19 protein-coding genes are annotated in these 18088 nt (G+C 64.3%); 14 read left to right on the forward strand and 5 right to left on the reverse strand.

Going from position 1 to position 18088, the window contains the following annotated elements:
* Positions 1–39: 39 nt before the first annotated feature.
* Together mnmA and F813_RS0111265 are read right to left on the reverse strand one after the other, a co-directional pair.
* Positions 40–1161 (reverse strand): tRNA 2-thiouridine(34) synthase MnmA, encoded by a 1122-nt coding sequence (gene mnmA, locus F813_RS0111260; protein WP_017926648.1) that lies wholly within the window; start codon positions 1159–1161, stop codon positions 40–42.
* On the reverse strand, positions 1158–1619 hold the full coding sequence (locus tag F813_RS0111265) for an NUDIX hydrolase (protein ID WP_012982664.1): 462 nt from the start codon (positions 1617–1619) through the stop codon (positions 1158–1160). The genes mnmA and F813_RS0111265 overlap by 4 nt, the downstream gene beginning before the upstream one ends.
* Before the next feature lie 126 nt (positions 1620–1745).
* Between F813_RS0111265 and icd the strand changes: the two genes are divergently transcribed.
* From icd to clpA, 3 genes are all read left to right on the forward strand, one after another.
* Complete coding sequence (icd, locus tag F813_RS0111270) at positions 1746–3002, forward strand: NADP-dependent isocitrate dehydrogenase (protein ID WP_017926649.1); 1257 nt, start codon at positions 1746–1748, stop codon at positions 3000–3002.
* 143 nt (positions 3003–3145) lie between these two features.
* On the forward strand, positions 3146–3472 hold the full coding sequence (gene clpS / locus F813_RS0111275) for an ATP-dependent Clp protease adapter ClpS (RefSeq protein WP_012982662.1): 327 nt from the start codon (positions 3146–3148) through the stop codon (positions 3470–3472).
* Between the two features lie 5 nt (positions 3473–3477).
* Entirely contained in the window at positions 3478–5745 is a 2268-nt protein-coding gene (gene clpA, locus F813_RS0111280; protein ID WP_012982661.1) for an ATP-dependent Clp protease ATP-binding subunit ClpA, read from the forward strand.
* Positions 5746–5852: 107 nt separating this feature from the next.
* Here the strand turns inward: clpA and infA are convergent, their stop codons facing one another.
* A complete protein-coding gene (infA, locus tag F813_RS0111285) occupies positions 5853–6071 on the reverse strand; it encodes a translation initiation factor IF-1 (RefSeq protein WP_012982660.1) in 219 nt (72 codons plus the stop codon).
* Positions 6072–6277: 206 nt separating this feature from the next.
* Here infA and fabD point away from each other — a divergent pair, with 206 nt between their 5' ends.
* The 10 genes from fabD (at position 6278) to F813_RS0111335 (ending at position 14959) form a co-directional block, all read left to right on the forward strand.
* Complete coding sequence (gene fabD, locus F813_RS0111290) at positions 6278–7222, forward strand: ACP S-malonyltransferase (protein WP_017926650.1); 945 nt, start codon at positions 6278–6280, stop codon at positions 7220–7222.
* Positions 7223–7268: 46 nt separating this feature from the next.
* Positions 7269–8006 (forward strand): 3-oxoacyl-ACP reductase FabG, encoded by a 738-nt coding sequence (gene fabG / locus F813_RS0111295; RefSeq protein ID WP_026148262.1) that lies wholly within the window; start codon positions 7269–7271, stop codon positions 8004–8006.
* A gap of 130 nt (positions 8007–8136) precedes the next feature.
* On the forward strand, positions 8137–8376 hold the full coding sequence (acpP, locus tag F813_RS0111300) for an acyl carrier protein (RefSeq protein ID WP_012982657.1): 240 nt from the start codon (positions 8137–8139) through the stop codon (positions 8374–8376).
* Positions 8377–8505: 129 nt separating this feature from the next.
* Positions 8506–9726, forward strand: a complete 1221-nt coding sequence (fabF, locus tag F813_RS0111305) for a beta-ketoacyl-ACP synthase II (RefSeq protein WP_017926652.1) — start codon at positions 8506–8508, stop codon at positions 9724–9726.
* A gap of 11 nt (positions 9727–9737) precedes the next feature.
* Positions 9738–11069 carry an aminodeoxychorismate synthase component I gene (locus F813_RS0111310; protein WP_017926653.1) on the forward strand — a complete coding sequence of 444 codons (1332 nt, stop codon included), beginning with the start codon at positions 9738–9740 and terminating at the stop codon, positions 11067–11069.
* Positions 11066–11875 carry an aminodeoxychorismate lyase gene (gene pabC, locus F813_RS0111315; protein WP_017926654.1) on the forward strand — a complete coding sequence of 270 codons (810 nt, stop codon included), beginning with the start codon at positions 11066–11068 and terminating at the stop codon, positions 11873–11875. The genes F813_RS0111310 and pabC overlap by 4 nt, the downstream gene beginning before the upstream one ends.
* Positions 11862–12899, forward strand: coding sequence for an endolytic transglycosylase MltG (mltG, locus tag F813_RS0111320; RefSeq protein WP_026148263.1), 1038 nt, complete (start codon positions 11862–11864; stop codon positions 12897–12899). Before pabC ends, mltG begins: the two co-directional genes overlap by 14 nt.
* Positions 12896–13567 carry a dTMP kinase gene (tmk, locus tag F813_RS0111325; RefSeq protein WP_017926656.1) on the forward strand — a complete coding sequence of 224 codons (672 nt, stop codon included), beginning with the start codon at positions 12896–12898 and terminating at the stop codon, positions 13565–13567. The genes mltG and tmk overlap by 4 nt, the downstream gene beginning before the upstream one ends.
* Positions 13534–14541 carry a DNA-directed DNA polymerase gene (locus tag F813_RS0111330; protein WP_026148264.1) on the forward strand — a complete coding sequence of 336 codons (1008 nt, stop codon included), beginning with the start codon at positions 13534–13536 and terminating at the stop codon, positions 14539–14541. The genes tmk and F813_RS0111330 overlap by 34 nt, the downstream gene beginning before the upstream one ends.
* Before the next feature lie 79 nt (positions 14542–14620).
* Positions 14621–14959 (forward strand): PilZ domain-containing protein, encoded by a 339-nt coding sequence (locus tag F813_RS0111335; protein ID WP_012982650.1) that lies wholly within the window; start codon positions 14621–14623, stop codon positions 14957–14959.
* 22 nt (positions 14960–14981) lie between these two features.
* Here F813_RS0111335 and F813_RS0111340 read toward each other — a convergent pair whose 3' ends face one another.
* Entirely contained in the window at positions 14982–16100 is a 1119-nt protein-coding gene (locus F813_RS0111340; protein WP_017926658.1) for an aminotransferase class V-fold PLP-dependent enzyme, read from the reverse strand.
* A 181-nt stretch (positions 16101–16281) separates the two neighbouring features.
* Here F813_RS0111340 and F813_RS0111345 point away from each other — a divergent pair, with 181 nt between their 5' ends.
* Positions 16282–17643: an adenosylmethionine--8-amino-7-oxononanoate transaminase gene (locus F813_RS0111345; RefSeq protein WP_017926659.1), complete on the forward strand. Its 1362-nt coding sequence runs from the start codon at positions 16282–16284 to the stop codon at positions 17641–17643.
* A gap of 260 nt (positions 17644–17903) precedes the next feature.
* Here F813_RS0111345 and F813_RS13695 read toward each other — a convergent pair.
* Positions 17904–18088: transposase (locus tag F813_RS13695; protein ID WP_017926660.1), on the reverse strand; the 185-nt coding region annotated here is incomplete at its 5' end.

An 18088-nucleotide genomic window follows, 5' to 3' on the forward strand; every position in this document is an offset into this window, starting at 1 on the left:
GGAGCAGGCGTGAGTGGGTGGATACGGAAAACGCGCCTACTATACCGGAACCGGGGCTTCTGACTCACCGGCCAGTGTGCGGCGGATGGCAATCACGGCACCTCCCAGACACATGTCGCCGTCATAAAAAACCGCCGACTGACCGGGCGTGGCCGCACGCTGAGGGGTCTCGAAGCGAACGCGCAGACGGCCCCCATCGACGGGTTCCAGCCGGCAGGGCTGCAAGGGCTGGCGATGACGCAGACGCGCCATGACCGGCCGCCCCGGCTCGGGCGCGCGATGAATCCAGTGGACCGCCTCCGTCTCGATATCGGGGCTCATCAGTAGCGGATGCCGCGGGTCCTGCGCGACGATCAGCCGATTGCTCCCCAGATCCTTGTCCACCACATACCAGGGGGCCTCGGGAAACCCGTCGATTCCGCCGATGCCGAGTCCCTGGCGCTGCCCCAGGGTGTAGAACATCAGGCCCTGGTGGTGCCCCACGACCTGACCTTCGGGCGTGCACATCTCGCCCTCCGGCGCACGCAGGTATTGCGCCAGGAAATCGCGGAAGCGGCGCTCGCCGATGAAGCAGATGCCGGTGGAATCCTTGCGGGCGTGGTTGGGCAGCCCCAGCTCGCGAGCACGCGCCCGGACCTGATCCTTGGGGATGTCCCCCAGCGGGAACAGCGCGGGGCGCAATTGCTCCTGCGTCAAGGTGTGCAGGAAATAGGTCTGATCCTTGTTGGCATCCGCCGCCATGCACAGCTCGCTGTGGCCGGGGAGGTGGCGCACACGGGCGTAGTGGCCGGTGGCGATCCTTTGCGCGCCCAGCTGCCGGGCGTGATCCAGGAACGAGCGAAACTTGATCTCCCGGTTGCACAGGATGTCCGGATTCGGCGTCCGGCCCGCCTCGTATTCGTGCAGGAAGTGGCGAAACACTCGCTGGCGATAGTCCTCGGCGAAGTTCGCCTTGTGCAGGGGGATCTCGAGACAGGCCGCGACCTCGCGGGCCATCTCAAAATCGGCCTCGGCGGCGCAGTACTCCGCGTCATCGTCATCTTCCCAGTTCTTCATGAACAGGCCTTCGACGCGATAGCCGGCCTCCAGCAGGCGGCTGGCCGCCACGGCCGAGTCCACCCCGCCCGACAGGCCCACGATGACCCGCTCGGGGCCGCTCACGGCCCCTCCGCATGAACCAGCGAGCCGGCCGCCGCCAGCGGCAGGCGCATGCCATCCTGATAGCGGCGGATGGTGCGCAGGACCAGCGGGCTGCGCAGCGGCCAGCCGCGACGCGCCTCGTCCGGGGTCAGCCAGTGGAGGGCATGGATGGCGGGATCGCGGGCCGGCGGATGGCTGGGGTCGCTTGCCGTGCCGCAGAACGCGACGCGCAGCGTTACCGCGCCATTGGCGAGCGCGAGCAGGTCGCAGCCGAGCAGGGCCTCCGGCTGGAAGTCCAGACAGGTCTCCTCGTGGACCTCACGGATCACCGCTTCGACCAGGTCCTCCTCGGCATCGAGATGGCCGGCAGGCTGGTTCAGTACATGGCGGCCGTCGTCGGTCTCCTCGACGAACAGGAAGCGCCCGTCCCGCTCGATGACGGCGGCGACGGTGATATGGCAGGGCAGGCGTTCAGTCATGCCGCGAATGATAACGCAGCGGCCCGTCGCGCTGGCGTTTTGCAGACCACGTTCCCCTCGGCGGAAGCGGATGGGTATGTATAATCCCGGAGAACGAAATTCAATTCTCACGCACAAGGAGTTTGCATGGCCTACCAGCACATTCAGGTCCCCGAAAAGGGCGAGCGCATCACCGTCGACGAGCAGGGCAAGCCGGTGGTGCCGGAGCGCCCGATCATCCCCTTTATCGAGGGGGACGGGATCGGTGTGGACATCACGCCAGTGATGCGCCGGGTGACCGATGCGGCGGTGGAAAAGGCCTACGGTGGCCAGAAGGCGATCGAATGGATGGAGGTCTATGCGGGCGAAAAGGCCACGCAGGTCTATGACGACAACTCCGGGCTGCCGGAAGAAACCCTGGAGGCGGTCAAGGACTATCGCGTGTCCATCAAGGGACCGCTGACGACCCCGGTGGGCGGCGGGTTCCGATCCCTGAACGTTGCGCTGCGCCAAAAGCTGGACTTGTTCGTCTGCCTGCGCCCGGTGCGCTACTACGACGGCACCCCGAGCCCGTTGAAAGAGCCGGAAAAGACCGACATGGTGATCTTCCGCGAGAACTCGGAGGACATCTACGCCGGCATCGAGTTCGAATCCGGCACGCCGGAGGTGAAGAAGGTCATCGACTTCCTGCAAAACGAGATGGGCGTGACCCAGATCCGTTTCCCGGATACCGCCGGCATCGGCGTGAAGCCGGTCTCCAGCGAGGGCACCAAGCGCCTGGTGCGCAAGGCCATCGAGTACGCGATCGACAACGACCGCCCCTCGGTGACGCTGGTGCACAAGGGTAACATCATGAAATTCACCGAGGGCTCCTTCAAGGCCTGGGGCTACGAGCTGGCGCGCGAGGAGTTCGGCGCGAAGGATCTGGACGGTGGCCCGTGGCAGACCTTCAAGAACCCGAAGACCGGCCGCGAGATCGTGATCAAGGACGTGATCGCGGATGCCTTCCTGCAGCAGATCCTGTTGCGGCCAGAAGACTATTCGGTGATCGCCACGCTGAACCTGAACGGCGACTACATCTCCGATGCACTGGCTGCGCAGGTCGGGGGTATCGGTATCGCACCCGGCGCCAACCTTTCCGATACCACGGCGATGTTCGAGGCGACCCACGGGACCGCCCCGAAGTATGCCGGTCAGGACAAGGTCAATCCGGGCTCGCTGATCCTGTCGGCCGAGATGATGCTGCGCCACCTGGGCTGGTCCGAGGCGGCCGATCGGGTCGTGAAGGGCATGGGCGGCGCAATCAGCGCGGGCGAGGTGACCTATGACTTCGCCCGGTTGATGGACAACGTCGAGCCGGTGAGCTGCTCGGCCTTTGGCGAGGCCCTGATCAAGCACATGTAATGACAGCGGGTGCGGGCACTTGGCCCGAGCCCGGAACCGAACGACCATGAACATGGCCTAAGGAGCCAGGGAGACATTGGATCAGTGTTTCCCTGGATGGCCGAACTGGCATGACCAAACCGCTGAAAGCGTGAGTTCGACCGATGAGTGAGAAAAAGCCCCAGATCCCCGATCACGACAGCAATACCGCGGTCGAAGAATCGAGGCCGGAGCTCAAGCCACCGCGGCAGTACAAGGTGGTGCTGCTCAACGACGACTTCACGCCTATGGAGTTCGTGGTCGAGGTGCTGGAGACCTTCTTCAGTATGGATCGCGAAAAGGCCACCCAGGTGATGCTGCACGTGCATACACGCGGCAAGGGAATATGCGGCATCTATACCCGGGACGTGGCCGAGACGAAGGTGGCACAGGTGAACGATTACGCCCGTAGCCACCAGCATCCACTGCTTTGCTCGATGGAGGAGGTCTGACTCCCATGCTCGACAAGGAACTCGAATTCAGCCTGAACATGGTCTTCAAGGAAGCCCGGGAGAAGCGCCACGAGTTCGTGACCGTGGAGCACCTCCTGATGGCGCTGGCGCAGAACCCCAGTGCCGCGACGGTGTTGCGCGCCTGTGGGGGCGATCTCGACCGCATCCGCGACGAGCTCGAGGTATACATCGACGAGAACACCCCGCGCATCCCGCCGAATGACTCACGCGAGACGCAGCCGACCCTGGGATTCCAGCGGGTCCTGCAACGGGCGGTCTTTCATGTGCAGTCCAGCGGCCGCAAGGAGGTCTCCGGGGCGAACGTGCTCGTCGCACTGTTCGGCGAACAGGACAGCCAGGCGCTTTACGTGCTCGGGCAGCAGAACATCAGCCGCCTGGACGTGGTGAATTTCATCTCTCACGGCATCTCCAAGGTTGGAGAAGACGAACTGGGGGGACAGCAGAATCCAAACGATCCGCAGCCGGAGCCGGTGGAGGGCGAGCGCGAGGAAAAGACCAACGCGCTGCATCTGTACGCGACCAATCTCAACGAGAAGGCGCGCAAGGACGAAATCGACCCGCTGATCGGACGCGACCACGAGATCGAGCGGACCATCCAGATCCTCTGCCGCCGGCGCAAGAACAACCCGCTGCTGGTGGGCGAGGCCGGTGTCGGCAAAACCGCAATCGCCGAGGGCCTGGCCCGCCGTATCGTCGACGAGCAGGTGCCCGAGGCCATCGAATCCGCGACCGTCTACGCACTCGATCTGGGCGCGCTGGTGGCCGGAACCAAGTATCGCGGTGATTTCGAAAAGCGTCTGAAGGGCGTGCTGGCGCAGCTTAAGAAGGAGCCCGGCGCGGTGCTGTTCATCGACGAGATCCACACCATCATCGGTGCGGGTGCTGCCTCCGGCGGGGTGATGGACGCCTCCAACCTGATCAAGCCGATGCTCGCCTCGGGCGAGCTGAAGTGCATCGGCTCGACCACCTACCAGGAATATCGCGGCATCTTCGAGAAGGACCGCGCCCTGGCCCGTCGTTTCCAGAAGATCGAGGTGCCGGAGCCGACCGTGGACGAGACCGAGCAGATCCTGCGGGGGCTGAAGTCGCGCTTCGAGGCGCACCACAATGTCCGCTTCACGCGCCCGGCGCTGCGTGCCGCCGCGGAACTGGCGGATCGCTACATCACCGACCGGTTCCTGCCGGACAAGGCGATCGACCTGATCGACGAGGCCGGTGCCAGCCGGCAGTTGCTGCCGATGAGTCAGCGCAAGAAGACCATTGGCGTGCAGGATATCGAGACGATCGTGGCCAAGATCGCGCGCATCCCGCCGAAATCGGTCTCCAGCTCTGACAAGGAGACACTGCGCAACCTCGAACGCAACCTGAAGATGACCGTCTTCGGCCAGGACGAGGCGATCGGGACGCTCGCGACCTCGATCAAGATGGCGCGTTCCGGTCTGGGCGATATGGACAAGCCGATCGGGTCGTTCCTGTTCGCCGGGCCGACCGGGGTCGGCAAGACCGAGGTCACGCGTCAACTGGCGCAACAGCTGGGGATTCATCTGGCGCGCTTCGACATGTCCGAGTACATGGAGCGCCACACGGTCTCGCGCTTGATCGGGGCGCCGCCCGGCTATGTCGGCTACGACGAAGGCGGGCTGCTGACCGATGCGATCCTCAAGCATCCGCACTCGGTGCTGCTGCTGGACGAGATCGAGAAGGCCCATCCGGATGTCTTCAACGTGCTGCTTCAGGTGATGGACCACGGCACGCTGACGGATGCCAATGGCCGCGAGGTGGACTTCCGCAACGTGATCCTGGTGATGACCACGAATGCCGGTGCGGAGCAGGCCAGCCGCCCGTCCGTGGGGTTTACCCAGCAGGATCACTCCAGCGATTCCACGGAGGCGATCAAGCGGACCTTCACGCCTGAGTTCCGCAATCGACTGGATGCCACCATCCAGTTCGGCCCGCTGGACGAGGCGACCATTCTCAATGTCGTGGACAAGTTCCTGACGCAGCTCCAGGCCCAGCTGGACGAGAAGAAAGTGCATCTGACGGTGGAACCGGATGCCCGCGCCTGGCTGGCCGAGCATGGCTACGACGTCAAGATGGGCGCACGTCCGATGGCGCGCACGCTGCAGGAGCACATCAAGAAGCCGCTGGCCGACGAGTTGCTGTTCGGGCGTCTGGCGCAGGGGGGCGAGGTCGTGGTCCGGGTGGGCGAATCCGGGCTGGAGCTCGATATCCGCGAGCCGGCGGTCTCCTGAACCGCATCCCGGCCTGCAGAAACCACGAAGCCCCGGTCCAGCCGGGGCTTCGTCATTCGGGGATGGGCCCTTTGGTTTTGGGAGTGGACCGGCCCCCGGGGGCGGAACTACTTGTTGCGGTAGACGATACGGCCCTTGGTCAGGTCGTAGGGGGTCATCTGCACGATCACCTTGTCGCCACGCAGGATGCGGATGTAGTGCTTGCGCATCTTGCCGGAGATATGGGCGGTGATGGTGTGCCCGTTTTCGAGCTCTACCCGGAACGTCGTATTCGGCAGGGTCTCCACCACCGTTCCTTCCAGCTCGATTTCGTCTTCCTTCGCCATGCAGTTCCTCGGGTATTGAATTCGGTGGCGACATTATCCGGATGCCACGCGCGAACACAAGTCAACACGGGGTTTTCCGCGTGACAGCTGCCGGGTACGGGTGGCCGGGTGCCCGCCATTCGCGGAGGATGGCGGGCGTGTACATTGATCAGTGTTTCCCTTGGGCCTACACTACGCCCGCTTTTTACGCGCGAGACGAATAGCGAATGACCACTACCTGGGCCGCAGTCTTTCCGGGGCAGGGCTCCCAGTCCACCGGCATGCTCACTGATCTGGGCGACGACCACGCGGTCGTACGCGATACCTTTCAGGAGGCTTCGGACTGCCTGGATGCCGATCTGTGGAGCCTGTGCCAGCACGGTCCGGTCGAGCAACTGAACCAGACCGAATGGACCCAGCCGGTGATGCTCGCGGCCGGCGTGGCCACCTGGCGGTTGCTGACGCAGCAGACGGACGCGCGTCCCGCCGCGGTGGCGGGCCACAGCCTGGGCGAGTACAGCGCGCTGGTCGCGGCGGGCGTGCTGCGGTTCCCCGATGCGGTGCGACTGGTGGCCGAACGGGCTCGCGCCATGCAGGCTGCCGTGCCCGAGGGCGAGGGCGCAATGGCTGCGATCCTCGGTCTCGACGATGCCGCGGTCGAACAACTCTGTGCGGAGAACGCGAGTGGCGAGGTCCTTGAGGCCGTCAACCTGAATGCCCCCGGGCAGGTGGTGATCGCAGGTGCGGCCGTGGCGGTCGACCGGGCGGTTGGTGCGGCGAAGGACGCCGGGGCCAAGCGGGCGCTCAAGCTGCCCGTGTCCGTGCCGTCGCATTGCGCGCTGATGCGGCCGGCCGCCGAACGCCTGCAGTCGGTTCTCGACACGACGAGCTTTGCGGCCCCGAAAATCCCCGTTTGGCAGAATGTGACTGCGGCGCCCGCCGAGACGGCCGAGGCGATCAAGGCCAATCTGGCCGCGCAGCTCTACCGGCCGGTGCGCTGGGTGGAGACCATCCAGGGGCTTCGCGGCCAGGGTGTTGCGGTACAGGTGGAATGCGGACCGGGACGCGTGCTCACCGGCCTGGCCAAGCGGATCGATCGCGGGCTGGAACTGTTCGATGTGGCCGATCGCGATACCCTGGACGCCACCGTGAACCGGCTGGCAGCCGGCTGACCCTCTACATTCGATTCCCAGTACGTCCAAACACAGAAGGCGAATGATGTCCGATAACAAACGAGTGGCCCTGGTGACCGGGGCCAGCCGCGGCATTGGCGCGGCCATTGCCCGCCGTCTTGCGGACCAGGGCCTGCAGGTCGTGGGCACCGCGACCAGCGAATCCGGCGCCCAGCGCATTACAGGGGCGCTGTCCGAGTGGAACGGGCGAGGTATTGCCATGGATGTCACCGACGCGGATTCGGTCGCGGCCGGGCTCTCCAGCATCCAGGAGCAGGAAGGACCGGTGGAGGTGCTGGTGAACAATGCCGGCATTACCCGCGACAACCTGTTCATGCGGATGAAGGACGAGGAGTGGGATGCGATCATTAACACGAACCTGTCCGCCGCTGCCCGCCTGACGCAGCGTCTGCTGAAGGGCATGATGAAGCTGCGTCGTGGCCGCATCATCCTGATCGGCTCCGTGGTCGGCTCCGCTGGCAATGCCGGTCAAACGAACTACGCGGCGGCCAAGGCCGGGCTCGCGGGTTTCGCGCGGTCTCTGGCACGCGAGGTGGGTAGCCGGAATATCACCGTCAATACCGTCGCCCCGGGTTTCATTGATACCGATATGACCCGCGAGCTCGGGGACGAAACCAAGGAACACCTGCTGGGCCAGATCCCGCTGGGGCGCCTGGGCGCGCCGGAAGAGATCGCGGCTGCCGTGGGCTTCCTGGCCTCCGAGGAGGCCGGCTACATCACCGGCGAAACACTGCATGTGAACGGCGGGATGTTCATGCACTGATCAACCCGCGGGGCCCGAGGTCCCGCGCAGGCCCGAGCGGTTCGCGTCTCCCTGGAACGCAGCCGGGCTTTTCTCTAGAATGGCGAACCTTCAAACGAAGCCGCCTCAATTGGAAGGGGATTTCTGAACCATGAGTAGCATTGAAGAACGCGTCAAGAAGATCGTTGTCGAGCAGCTGGGCGTCAAGGAAGAGGACGTCACCAACAGTGCCGCCTTTGTCGACGACCTGGGTGCCGACTCGCTGGACACCGTGGAACTGGTGATGGCGCTCGAAGAAGAGTTCGAGACGGAAATCCCGGACGAGCAGGCGGAAAAGATCACCACCGTGCAGCAGGCGATCGACTACATCAACGAGCACATGAAGGACTGATTGGGCGCCCCCTGGGCGCTCGAACAGGACGCGGACGGGCCTCTCTGCGAGCAGAGTGGCCCTTCGTCGTTTCGTTGAGCGCGTATTTCAGTCTTTCCGAGGAGAACATCATTGGCTAAGCGACGTGTCGTGATTACCGGACTGGGCATTGTGTCCCCGGTCGGCTCTACCATCGACAAGGCCTGGTCCAACATCAAGGCCGGCAAGAGCGGCATTTCCCCCATCGACGTGTTCGATGCATCGGAGATGCCGGTCAAGATTTCCGGTGCCGTGCGGGACTTCGACGCCAATGAGTATGTCCCGACGAAAGACCAGAAGAAAATGGACACGTTCGTCCTCTACGGTCTGGCCGCCGGGATTCAGGCACTGGACGACTCGGGTCTGGAAGTCACCGAGGAAAACGCGGACCGCATCGGGGTCGCGATTGGGTCCGGGATTGGCGGCCTGCCGTATATCGAACGGTCCTATGCCGCCTATCTCAAGGGCGGCGCACGCAAGATTTCGCCGTTCTTCGTGCCCAGTGCAATCATCAACATGGTGGCGGGTAATCTCTCCATCATGCGCAACCTGCAAGGTCCGAACATCTCGATCGTGTCGGCCTGCGCGACCGCGACGCACAACATTGGGGACGCGGCCCGCATGATCGCCTATGGCGATGCGGATGCGATGGTGGCCGGCGGTGCCGAGATGGCCACGACGCCACTGGGCATCGGGGGCTTTGCAGCCGCGCGTGCGCTGTCGACCCGTAATGACGATCCCGAACGGGCCTCGCGCCCCTGGGACCAGGATCGCGACGGCTTTGTACTCAGTGACGGTGCCGGCGTGATGATGCTCGAGGAATACGAGCACGCCAAGGCGCGCGGGGCCCATATCTACTGCGAAGTCGCCGGCTTTGCATGGAATGCCGATGCCTACCACATGACCCAGCCTTCTCAGGATGGAGCGGGTGCGGCCAAGTGCATGCTTCGTGCGCTGAACGATGCCGGAGTGAACCCGGAAGAGGTGGGCTACATCAATGCCCACGGCACCTCCACTCCCGCAGGCGATCTCGCGGAAACGCAGGGGCTGAAGAAGGCCTTTGGTGATCACGCCTACAAGCTGCTGGTGAATTCCACCAAGTCGATGACCGGGCACCTGCTGGGTGCGGCAGGTGGCATCGAGGGTGTGTTCACGGCGCTGGCCCTGCGCGATCAGGTCTCTCCGCCGACGATCAATCTCGACAACCCGAGCGAGGGTTGTGATCTGGATTACGTGGCCAATGAGGCACGCGAGATGAACACGAAGGTGGGCCTGTCGAACTCCTTCGGTTTTGGGGGCACGAACGGCACCCTGGTGTTTCGCACCCTCTAGTCCGCCAGCATATGGCAGTCGAACGGCTGGGGCGCGGGATCGATCTGGCGCCCCTGGCCCGGCGCTTCCCGAAGCGCTATCCCCACCTACTCGAGTCGGCCCTGATTGGTCAGGCGCCGGCTCGTTATTCGATCCTGTTTGCTTTTCCCGGTGTAACGGTCGATGCCCGAGCGGATGACGATCTGTTGTCCGTGCTCGATCAGGACCTGAGCGATTCAAGGGCCTCCACTGAAATCGAGCCGGGTTATGACCATCTGCCTTTTCTCGGCGGCTGGTTTCTCTATTTAGGGTATGAATGGGCATGGGACCTGGAACCCGCCCTGGGTCGCTGCCACGCGGATCCCTGGTTGCCCACCGCCCGTGCCATCCGCTTTCCCGCCGCCATCATTGTGGATCATCACGACGATCAGACCTTTCTGGTGAGCGAGGAGGGGGCAGACGCCCTCGTGGACATGCGGGCAGATGTCGAGCGGTGCCGGGGGGATGTACTGGGGCCAGGCGTACTGCCGGAGTTCGCGATCGACGAAGAGAAACCGGAGCGCTATCGCGAGGCGGTGAAGCAGGGACTCGAGTACATTCGCGCGGGCGATACCTTTCAGGTGAATCTGTCGCGCGAGTGGAAGGCCGCCAGCCTAGAGGCACTCGACGGGGCTTCGTTGTACGCGCGCCTGCGGCGCGCGAATGCCGCACCGTTCGCCGCCTGGCTACAGTTTCCCGAGGGCCAGGTGATTAGCTCATCGCCCGAGCGTCTGGTATCTGTGAACGGTGGCGAGGTTGAGACGCGGCCCATCGCCGGCACGCGTCGCCGGGACGACAATGCGGATAAAGATTCTCGTCTTTTTAGTGAACTACGCGGGAATATTAAGGAACGGTCTGAGCACGTGATGCTGGTTGATCTGGAGCGCAACGATATCGGGCGGGTGGCCTCGGCCGGGAGCGTGCGGGTGGCCGAACTGATGACCGTCGAGAGCTACCGGCGGGTTCATCATATCGTGTCGAGTATCGTGGGACGGTTAAAGCCCGGGACGCGCGCGGGCGATGTGCTGCGAGCCGTGTTTCCGGGCGGGACCATTACCGGGTGCCCCAAGATACGCAGCATGCAGATCATCCAGGAGCTCGAGGGTGGCGCGCCCCGAGGGGCGTACACCGGGTCCTGTGGCTATGTGAGCCGGCATGGGCGCATGGATACCAACATCCTGATCCGCACCCTGGTGCTGCGCGGCAACGAACTGCGCTTTCGCGCGGGCGCGGGCATCGTGGCGGACTCGGACCCCGATCGCGAACTCGCCGAGACCCGCCACAAGGCCCATGGTCTGCTGGATGCACTGGAGAAACGGGCATGATCCTCGTCAACGGCGTCGAGAGCTGCGTGCCGGGTGACGATCGGGGCCTGTTGCTGGGCGACGGACTGTTCGAGACGATCATGATGGAGGCTGGTCAGCCACGCCTGTGGCCTTATCATGTCGCGCGGCTGGAACGAGGGCTGAGACGACTCGGGTTCCCGTCCGTTGACGAATCGCGCCTGCGAGACGAACTGCAGCAGGTCGCGCCAGCGGGGCGTCGTATGGCCCGCATTACCGTGACCCGGGGGCAGGGGCCCCGGGGTTACGCGCCACCCGACAATGTGAAAATGACGCGGATCGTGTCCGCAGGTCCCGTACTGCCTCAGTCCGGCAGGGGTGAACCGAGGCTGTTGCGTATGGGGTGGTCGCAGGTGGCGATCGCGGTTCAGCCCGCGCTCGCGGGACTCAAGCACACAAGCCGCCTGGAGCAGGTGTTGATCCGGCAAGCCTGGGAAGACGACTGGGACGAGGCCGTTGTCTGTGATACCCAAGGACGGCTGGCGAGCGCCACACAGGGCAATCTCTGGTGGCGTCAGGGGATGCACCTGTTTACACCCCCGGTGGACCAGGCGGGAATCGCGGGTACGCGCAGGGCCTGGATATTCGACCATGCGGCGGCTCACGGCTTCACGGTACAGGAACGGTGCGCGGCCCCACAGGCCTTGCACCAGACAGACGGGATTTATGTCAGCAATGCGCGTCTGGGATTACACCCCGCCCGGCTGATCGAAACGGACATGCCGGACACGGCATGGCAGGATGACCCGGTTCGGGTTCTGAGTATGGCGCTCCATGAAGCGGATTAGTGGTCTGATAATCGGTAGTTTGCTGATCGGCCTGCTGGCTGGAGGCTGGTGGTTCGGCGATCGTTACCACAAGGATCTCAACCAGCCGCTGGCGCTGGATCAGACGGAACGGTTCCAGCTCGAACGTGGGCAGGGGCTGCGTCAGGTGAGCCGGGAGTTCGAGCGTCGCGGCTGGGTCGAGCATGCCTGGATGATCGAACTCTACGGACGGCGCCAGGGACTGGCACCACGACTGCAGGCAGGCGAGTACGCGGTGGATGCCGGCACCACCCCGCGCAGCCTGCTGCACGCCATGGCACGCGGCGAGGTCGTGCAGCATCGGCTGACCGTCCCGGAAGGCTGGACGGTCGCGCAGGCCCTGCGCGCCTTGCGCCAGCATCCGGAGATCGAGGGGCCATCGGAATCTGTCGGGGTGGACAACCTGCTGGAGGCGTTGGGTCTCGAAGACCTGGGGCATCCCGAAGGCTGGTTCTTGCCGGACACCTACTTCTTTGGCTCCGGAACCGATGCCCTGGATGTGCTGCGGCGTGCGCATCGCGCGATGGATGCCACACTGCACTCCGCCTGGGAGTCGCGTACCGAGGGCCACCCGGTCGAGTCACCGTACGAACTCCTGATCCTGGCCTCGATCATCGAACGCGAGACCGGGCGCGGCGAGGAGCGTGACCGGGTCGCGGGCGTGTTCGTGAACCGGCTTCGCCGCGGAATGCTGCTGCAGACGGACCCGACGCTGCTCTATGTGCAGGAACCAGGCGTGCAGCGGCTGACCCGCGCCGAGCTCCAGCGCGATCACCCCTACAACACCTACACACGTACCGGGCTACCGCCGACCCCCATCGCGTTGCCGGGACGGGCGGCCATCGAGGCGGCCGCGCAGCCGGCCGAGACGAACGACCTGTTCTTCGTCTCCAGGGGCGATGGCACGCACCACTTCTCCGAGACGTATCGTGAGCATCGCCAGGCGGTGATTCGCTATCAACTGGGCGGCGATGGTACCCGCTACGGCATCCGGAACCGCCAATGACAGCTGACGCATCCGCAACCGCATCCCGGGACGCCCGCTTCCTGGTGCTTGAAGGCATCGAGGGCTCGGGCAAATCCACCCAGTTAGCCACAGTGGTGGAGACCCTGCGTGCGATGGGCATCGAGCCCGAATGCACGCGTGAGCCGGGGGGTACGGCGCTGGGCGAGCGGTTGCGGGGATTACTGCTCGATCCCGACCTTCCCGGCATGTGTCCCGAGGCGGAACTGCTGTTGATGTTCGCCGCCCGTGCGCAGCACCTTGCCGCGGTGATCCGGCCCGCGCTCGCGGCGGGCCACTGGGTGGTCAGCGATCGCTTCACCGATGCCAGCTTCGCCTATCAGGGGGCGGGTCGAGGGCTGGGGATGGAACGCGTGGCCCGGCTGGAAGACTGGGTGCAAGGGGATCTGCGGCCTGATCTGGTGCTCTTGCTGGATATCGACCCAGCCACCGGGCTGGAACGCGCCGTGCAGCGGGGCCGACGAGACCGCATAGAGCGGGAGGCCCTGGAGTTCTTCGCACGGGTACGCGAGGCCTATCTGGAACGGGCGCGGGCCTATCCTGAACACTATCGGGTCATTGATGGCCACGGCACCCCTGAACAGGTGGCCGACTCGGTCCGTCGGGCGCTGGACGAGTGGCAAACCAAGACCATGCCCCGGGGCGTCTGATGCCGATCCAACCGCCCTGGCTGGAGCCCATCCGGAAGCGCCTCGTGCGGCGCGGGCGGGACGGGCGCTTGCCCAGCGGGATTCTGATCACCGGAAGCCCGGGGTTGGGCAAGGCGCTGTTGACGACCGGCGTTGTCCAGAGTCTGCTGTGCCAACGGGCATCCGGCAATGAACCCGCCTGCAGCGAGTGCAACGCCTGTCGCAGCCTGGAGGGCGGCGTGCACCCGGAGGTACGGTTGCTGGAGCCCGCCGAGCCCGGCAAGGACATCCTGGTCGATGCCGTACGCGACGCCACGGAATTCCTCACCCTGAGCGGCTCGGGCGGGGCACTGCGCGCGCTGATTATCCGTCCGGCCGACGCACTGAACGTGAACGCGGCCAACGCCCTGCTGAAGACACTGGAAGAACCGCCCGCCGGGGCTACGCTGTTTCTCGAGGCCGCGCGTCCCGCCAGTCTGCCCGCAACCATTCGCAGCCGTTGCCAGCAAGTCGATGTCGTCAGTCCTTCGATAGAACAGGTCCACGAGTGGCTTGCGGCTGAAACCGATCAGCATGAACGGGTGGCTGAAGCCTACGCTGCGAGCCTCAATCGTCCGCTGCTGGCGCGGGAGATCCTGACGGATTCCGCGGCGCTGGAGGCCTGGGAGACCGATCGTCAGATCCTGACTGGGCTCCTGAATGCGGCAGATCTGCATTCTAGTGCTGCCGCCCTGCAGCGCAGCGTTCCGGAACGCTTGCTCCCGCGCCTGCAGGCCTTGCTGTTATCGGCGCAGCGCCTGCTGCTTGCGGGGCAACTGGATGCCTTTGGCGAGCAATTTCCGCGCGACCGCCTGCTGGACTTCGCACGCGCGCGCGGCGCGCGTCGTCTCGCCTGGCTGGCGCAGCAGTCACTGGAGTGGCAACGCCAGAGTGGCGCAAACCTGAATCCGGCGCTTCGCAGCGAGACCATCGCGCTTGCGCTGGGGCGACGCTGACAGGATCCCCCAAGGGGGTGGCGCGCGCCACGCGGGATAGGGGATACTCGCTAGTCCAGACACCGTCACGGGAGGGAACATGGCCGGGCAGGGCATGCTGACCTTGGCAATCAAGGAAAAACCGGCGCTGTACGCCGCGTACATGCCCTTCGTGACCAACGGCGGGCTGTTTATCCCTACCGACAAGTCCTACAAGCTCGGAGACCAGGTCTTCCTGTTGTTGTCGTTGCTGGACGACTCTGACCGCCTGCCGACCCCGTGCACGGTGGTGTGGATCACACCGCCGAGGGCGCAGGGCAACCGACTGCGTGGCGTCGGCGTACAGTTCAACAAGTCCGACAAGGGTGTGACACACCGTCGAATCGAGGAACACCTGGGCGGCATGCTCAACTCGGACCGCAAGACCCACACGTTTTGAACTGTTGGATTGCTCCGGCCTGTCAGGCCGCGATCCCGAGAGCCTTCTGCACCTGATCCAGAGCACGCTCGATCTGCTGATCCGTCAGGTAGTAATGGGGCGAGAAGCGGATACCCCCACCCCGTACCGCGCACAGGACTCCGCCAGCCTGGAGCTGAGCGTAAACGGTGTCGAGATCTGCCGCAGGCGGGCGGAAGGTCAGAATCCCCGCACGACGGACACGCGGCGTAAGCACCTCGCACCCCATCGCCTCTAGTTCCTCGGCCAGGTGGTGCCAGTGGAAGCAGATGTCGTGGTCGATGTTCTCGATCCCCACCTCCAGCAGTAGCGAGAGGCTGGCATGCAGCGCATGGATGCCCAGCATGTTGTGGCTGCCCGGCTCGAATCGGCGCGCCGACGGGGCAGGGGTCAGGCTCGGGTTTGCGAAGTCACCGGCGTGGGCCAGCATGTTCCAGCCGTACTCTTGTAACCGCAGCTGTTCGCGAATCTCCGGGTTCACGTAGAAGATCCCGATTCCCTCGGGTGCCAGCATCCACTTGTGGCCATCCGCCATCACGAAGTCTGCGTGGCAACCCGGAGCGTCGAAGGGCAGCGCGCCCAGGTGCTGGATCGCGTCGACACAGAACAGGATCCCGCGGGCGCGCAGCTCCGCCCCGAGTGCCTGGATATCCACGCGTATGCCCGAGTCATAACGCACCGCACTGGTTGCGACCAGCCGCGTCTGACGGTCGCAGGCAGCCAGCAGGTCGCGTTCGGGTTCATCGCCGACCTCGACCTCGCGCACCTCGACGCCGAACCGTTCGCCCGCCGCGTGCCAGACGACCCGGTTGGATGGGAACTCCCCGGCCGGAAAGACGATATTGTCTCCCGCCGACCAGGGCAGACCGAACGCCACCATCGACAGCGCTTCCGAGGTGTTCTTGACGAAGGCGATATCCGCCGCATCGCGAGCGCCGATCAGGGCGCGTGCCAGCTCGCGCGTCGCATCCACCTGCTTGAGCCATCGGCCGTAGTCCTTCGATCCCTGACGGACGTTCTCGCGCGCGAACTCGCAAACCGCCTCTTCGGTGCGCCTTGGCCAGGCGCCCACCGCCGCGTGGTTGAGGTGAATGATGTCTTGCTGCGGAAATTCGGGGTGCATGGGATCCTCCTGGCCGGCAGCAAAGGGTACCCCAGAAGAGGGGGGTGGCTGAATCCCGGGGCACAGGCGGGATGCCTTGTCCGGCCACGGACCCCCTGCTACTTTCCGCGCATCGAAAAACTCGCCCCTCCGGCGCCTTCTTTCCAGCGCAGAGGAGCCACAGCGCCCGAGAATTCACTGCATGGACAACGAACAGCTCAAACGCCGGGACCTGCGTGCCCTCTGGCACCCCTGCACCCAGATGAAGGATTACGGAGAGGAGGGGACCTTGCCCCTGCTCCCGATCCAGCGCGGGGAGGGCGTCTGGCTGTACGACTTCGACGGCAATCGGTATCTCGATGCCATCAGCTCCTGGTGGGTCAACCTGTTCGGCCATGCGAATCCCCGGATCAATGCTGCGGTACGCGACCAGCTGGACGAGCTCGAACATGTGATTCTTGCGGGCTGCACGCATGAGCCGGTCGTGGAGCTGTGTGAACGGCTGATCGACCTCACCCCCGATGGGCTCGATCGGGTGTTTCTGGCGGACAACGGGAGTGCCGGGGTGGAGGTCGCACTCAAGATGAGCTTCCACTACTGGCTGAACAGTGGCCGGAGCGAAAAGACCCGATTCATACGGCTGTCCAACAGCTACCACGGGGAGACCCTCGGGGCGCTTTCCGTCAGCGATGTCCCGCTCTACAGCGCCACTTACAAGCCCCTGATGCTGGATGTGATCACCGTACCGGCACCGGACTGCTACGAACGCGAGCCAGGGGAGAGCTGTGCCGATGTAGCGCGCCGCCAGTTCACCCATATGGAGGCCGTGCTCGCCGAACACGCGGACGAGGTTTGTGCCGTCATCGTGGAGCCGCTGGTGCAGTGCGCAGGGCACATGCGCATGTACGACCCTGAGTACCTGCGTCTGCTCCGCGCCGCCTGTGATCGCCATGGCGTTCACCTGATCGCCGACGAGATTGCGGTGGGTTTTGGCCGAACGGGAACCATGTTCGCCTGCGAGCAGGGGCCCGTGGTCCCGGACTTTCTGTGTCTGTCCAAGGGGCTGACAGGCGGATATCTGCCCATGGCCGCTGTTCTGACGTCCGATGATATCTACAACGCCTTTTACGATGATTACGAGAAACTCAATATGTTTCTCCATTCACATTCGTATACGGGTAATCCTTTGGCCTGTCGTGCCGCGCTAGCGACGCTGGACATCTTTACTTCTGAACTCGTTCTTGAACGTAACAAAGTGCTGGCGTCTCACATCAAAAAGCGCCTTGCACCGCTCGCCGATCACCCCCATGTGGCGGACGTGCGGCAGCACGGCATGATTGCTGCGGTAGAACTCGTACAAGACAAGGCCTCCCGTACGCCTTATCCCTGGCAGGAACGTCGAGGCCTGGAAATCTACCGGCATGCCCTTACTCGGGGTGCGCTTTTGCGTCCATTGGGTAATGTCTCCTACCTCATGCCGCCCTACGTGATTACCGAGGACGAGATCGACTTCCTTGTCGAGGTGATGACCGAGGGTATCCACCGCGCCACACATCAACCTTAGACCGCCTAGTCATTCTGTGTATTCTCCGGGTGAGTTTCATCGCTCTGTGCTTGACGGGCCATCGGACCTGTGCCTATATACTTTTTAAAAGTACGGATACGTAGTTGGTATTAGGGAAACGCTGATCAATGGGCCTGCATCCGGCTCCGTGCCCCGCCGAAGCGTTTTTGGAAGGGCACTGGGGCCATTACGGCCGGCCTGGGCCCCTGTAACCGCCGTTTTTGGCGGTTACAGGGGCGATTTCCGGTCCTGCGGACACACTACCCCTGCGGCAGCAGCCCCCATTGTCGCGCACGGTACAGGTTCGCCAGGGCGAACAGGCTGTGCAGCTGCGCGGTGTTCTTCTTGAGGCCGCGGTAGCGCACCTTGCGATATCCGAACAGGTTCTTCACCACATGGAACGGATGCTCCACGATCGAACGCAACTGAGCCTTGTGCCGTTCAG

The sequence above is a fragment of the Thioalkalivibrio sp. HL-Eb18 genome (assembly GCF_000364985.1).
Taxonomy (GTDB): domain Bacteria; phylum Pseudomonadota; class Gammaproteobacteria; order Ectothiorhodospirales; family Ectothiorhodospiraceae; genus Thioalkalivibrio.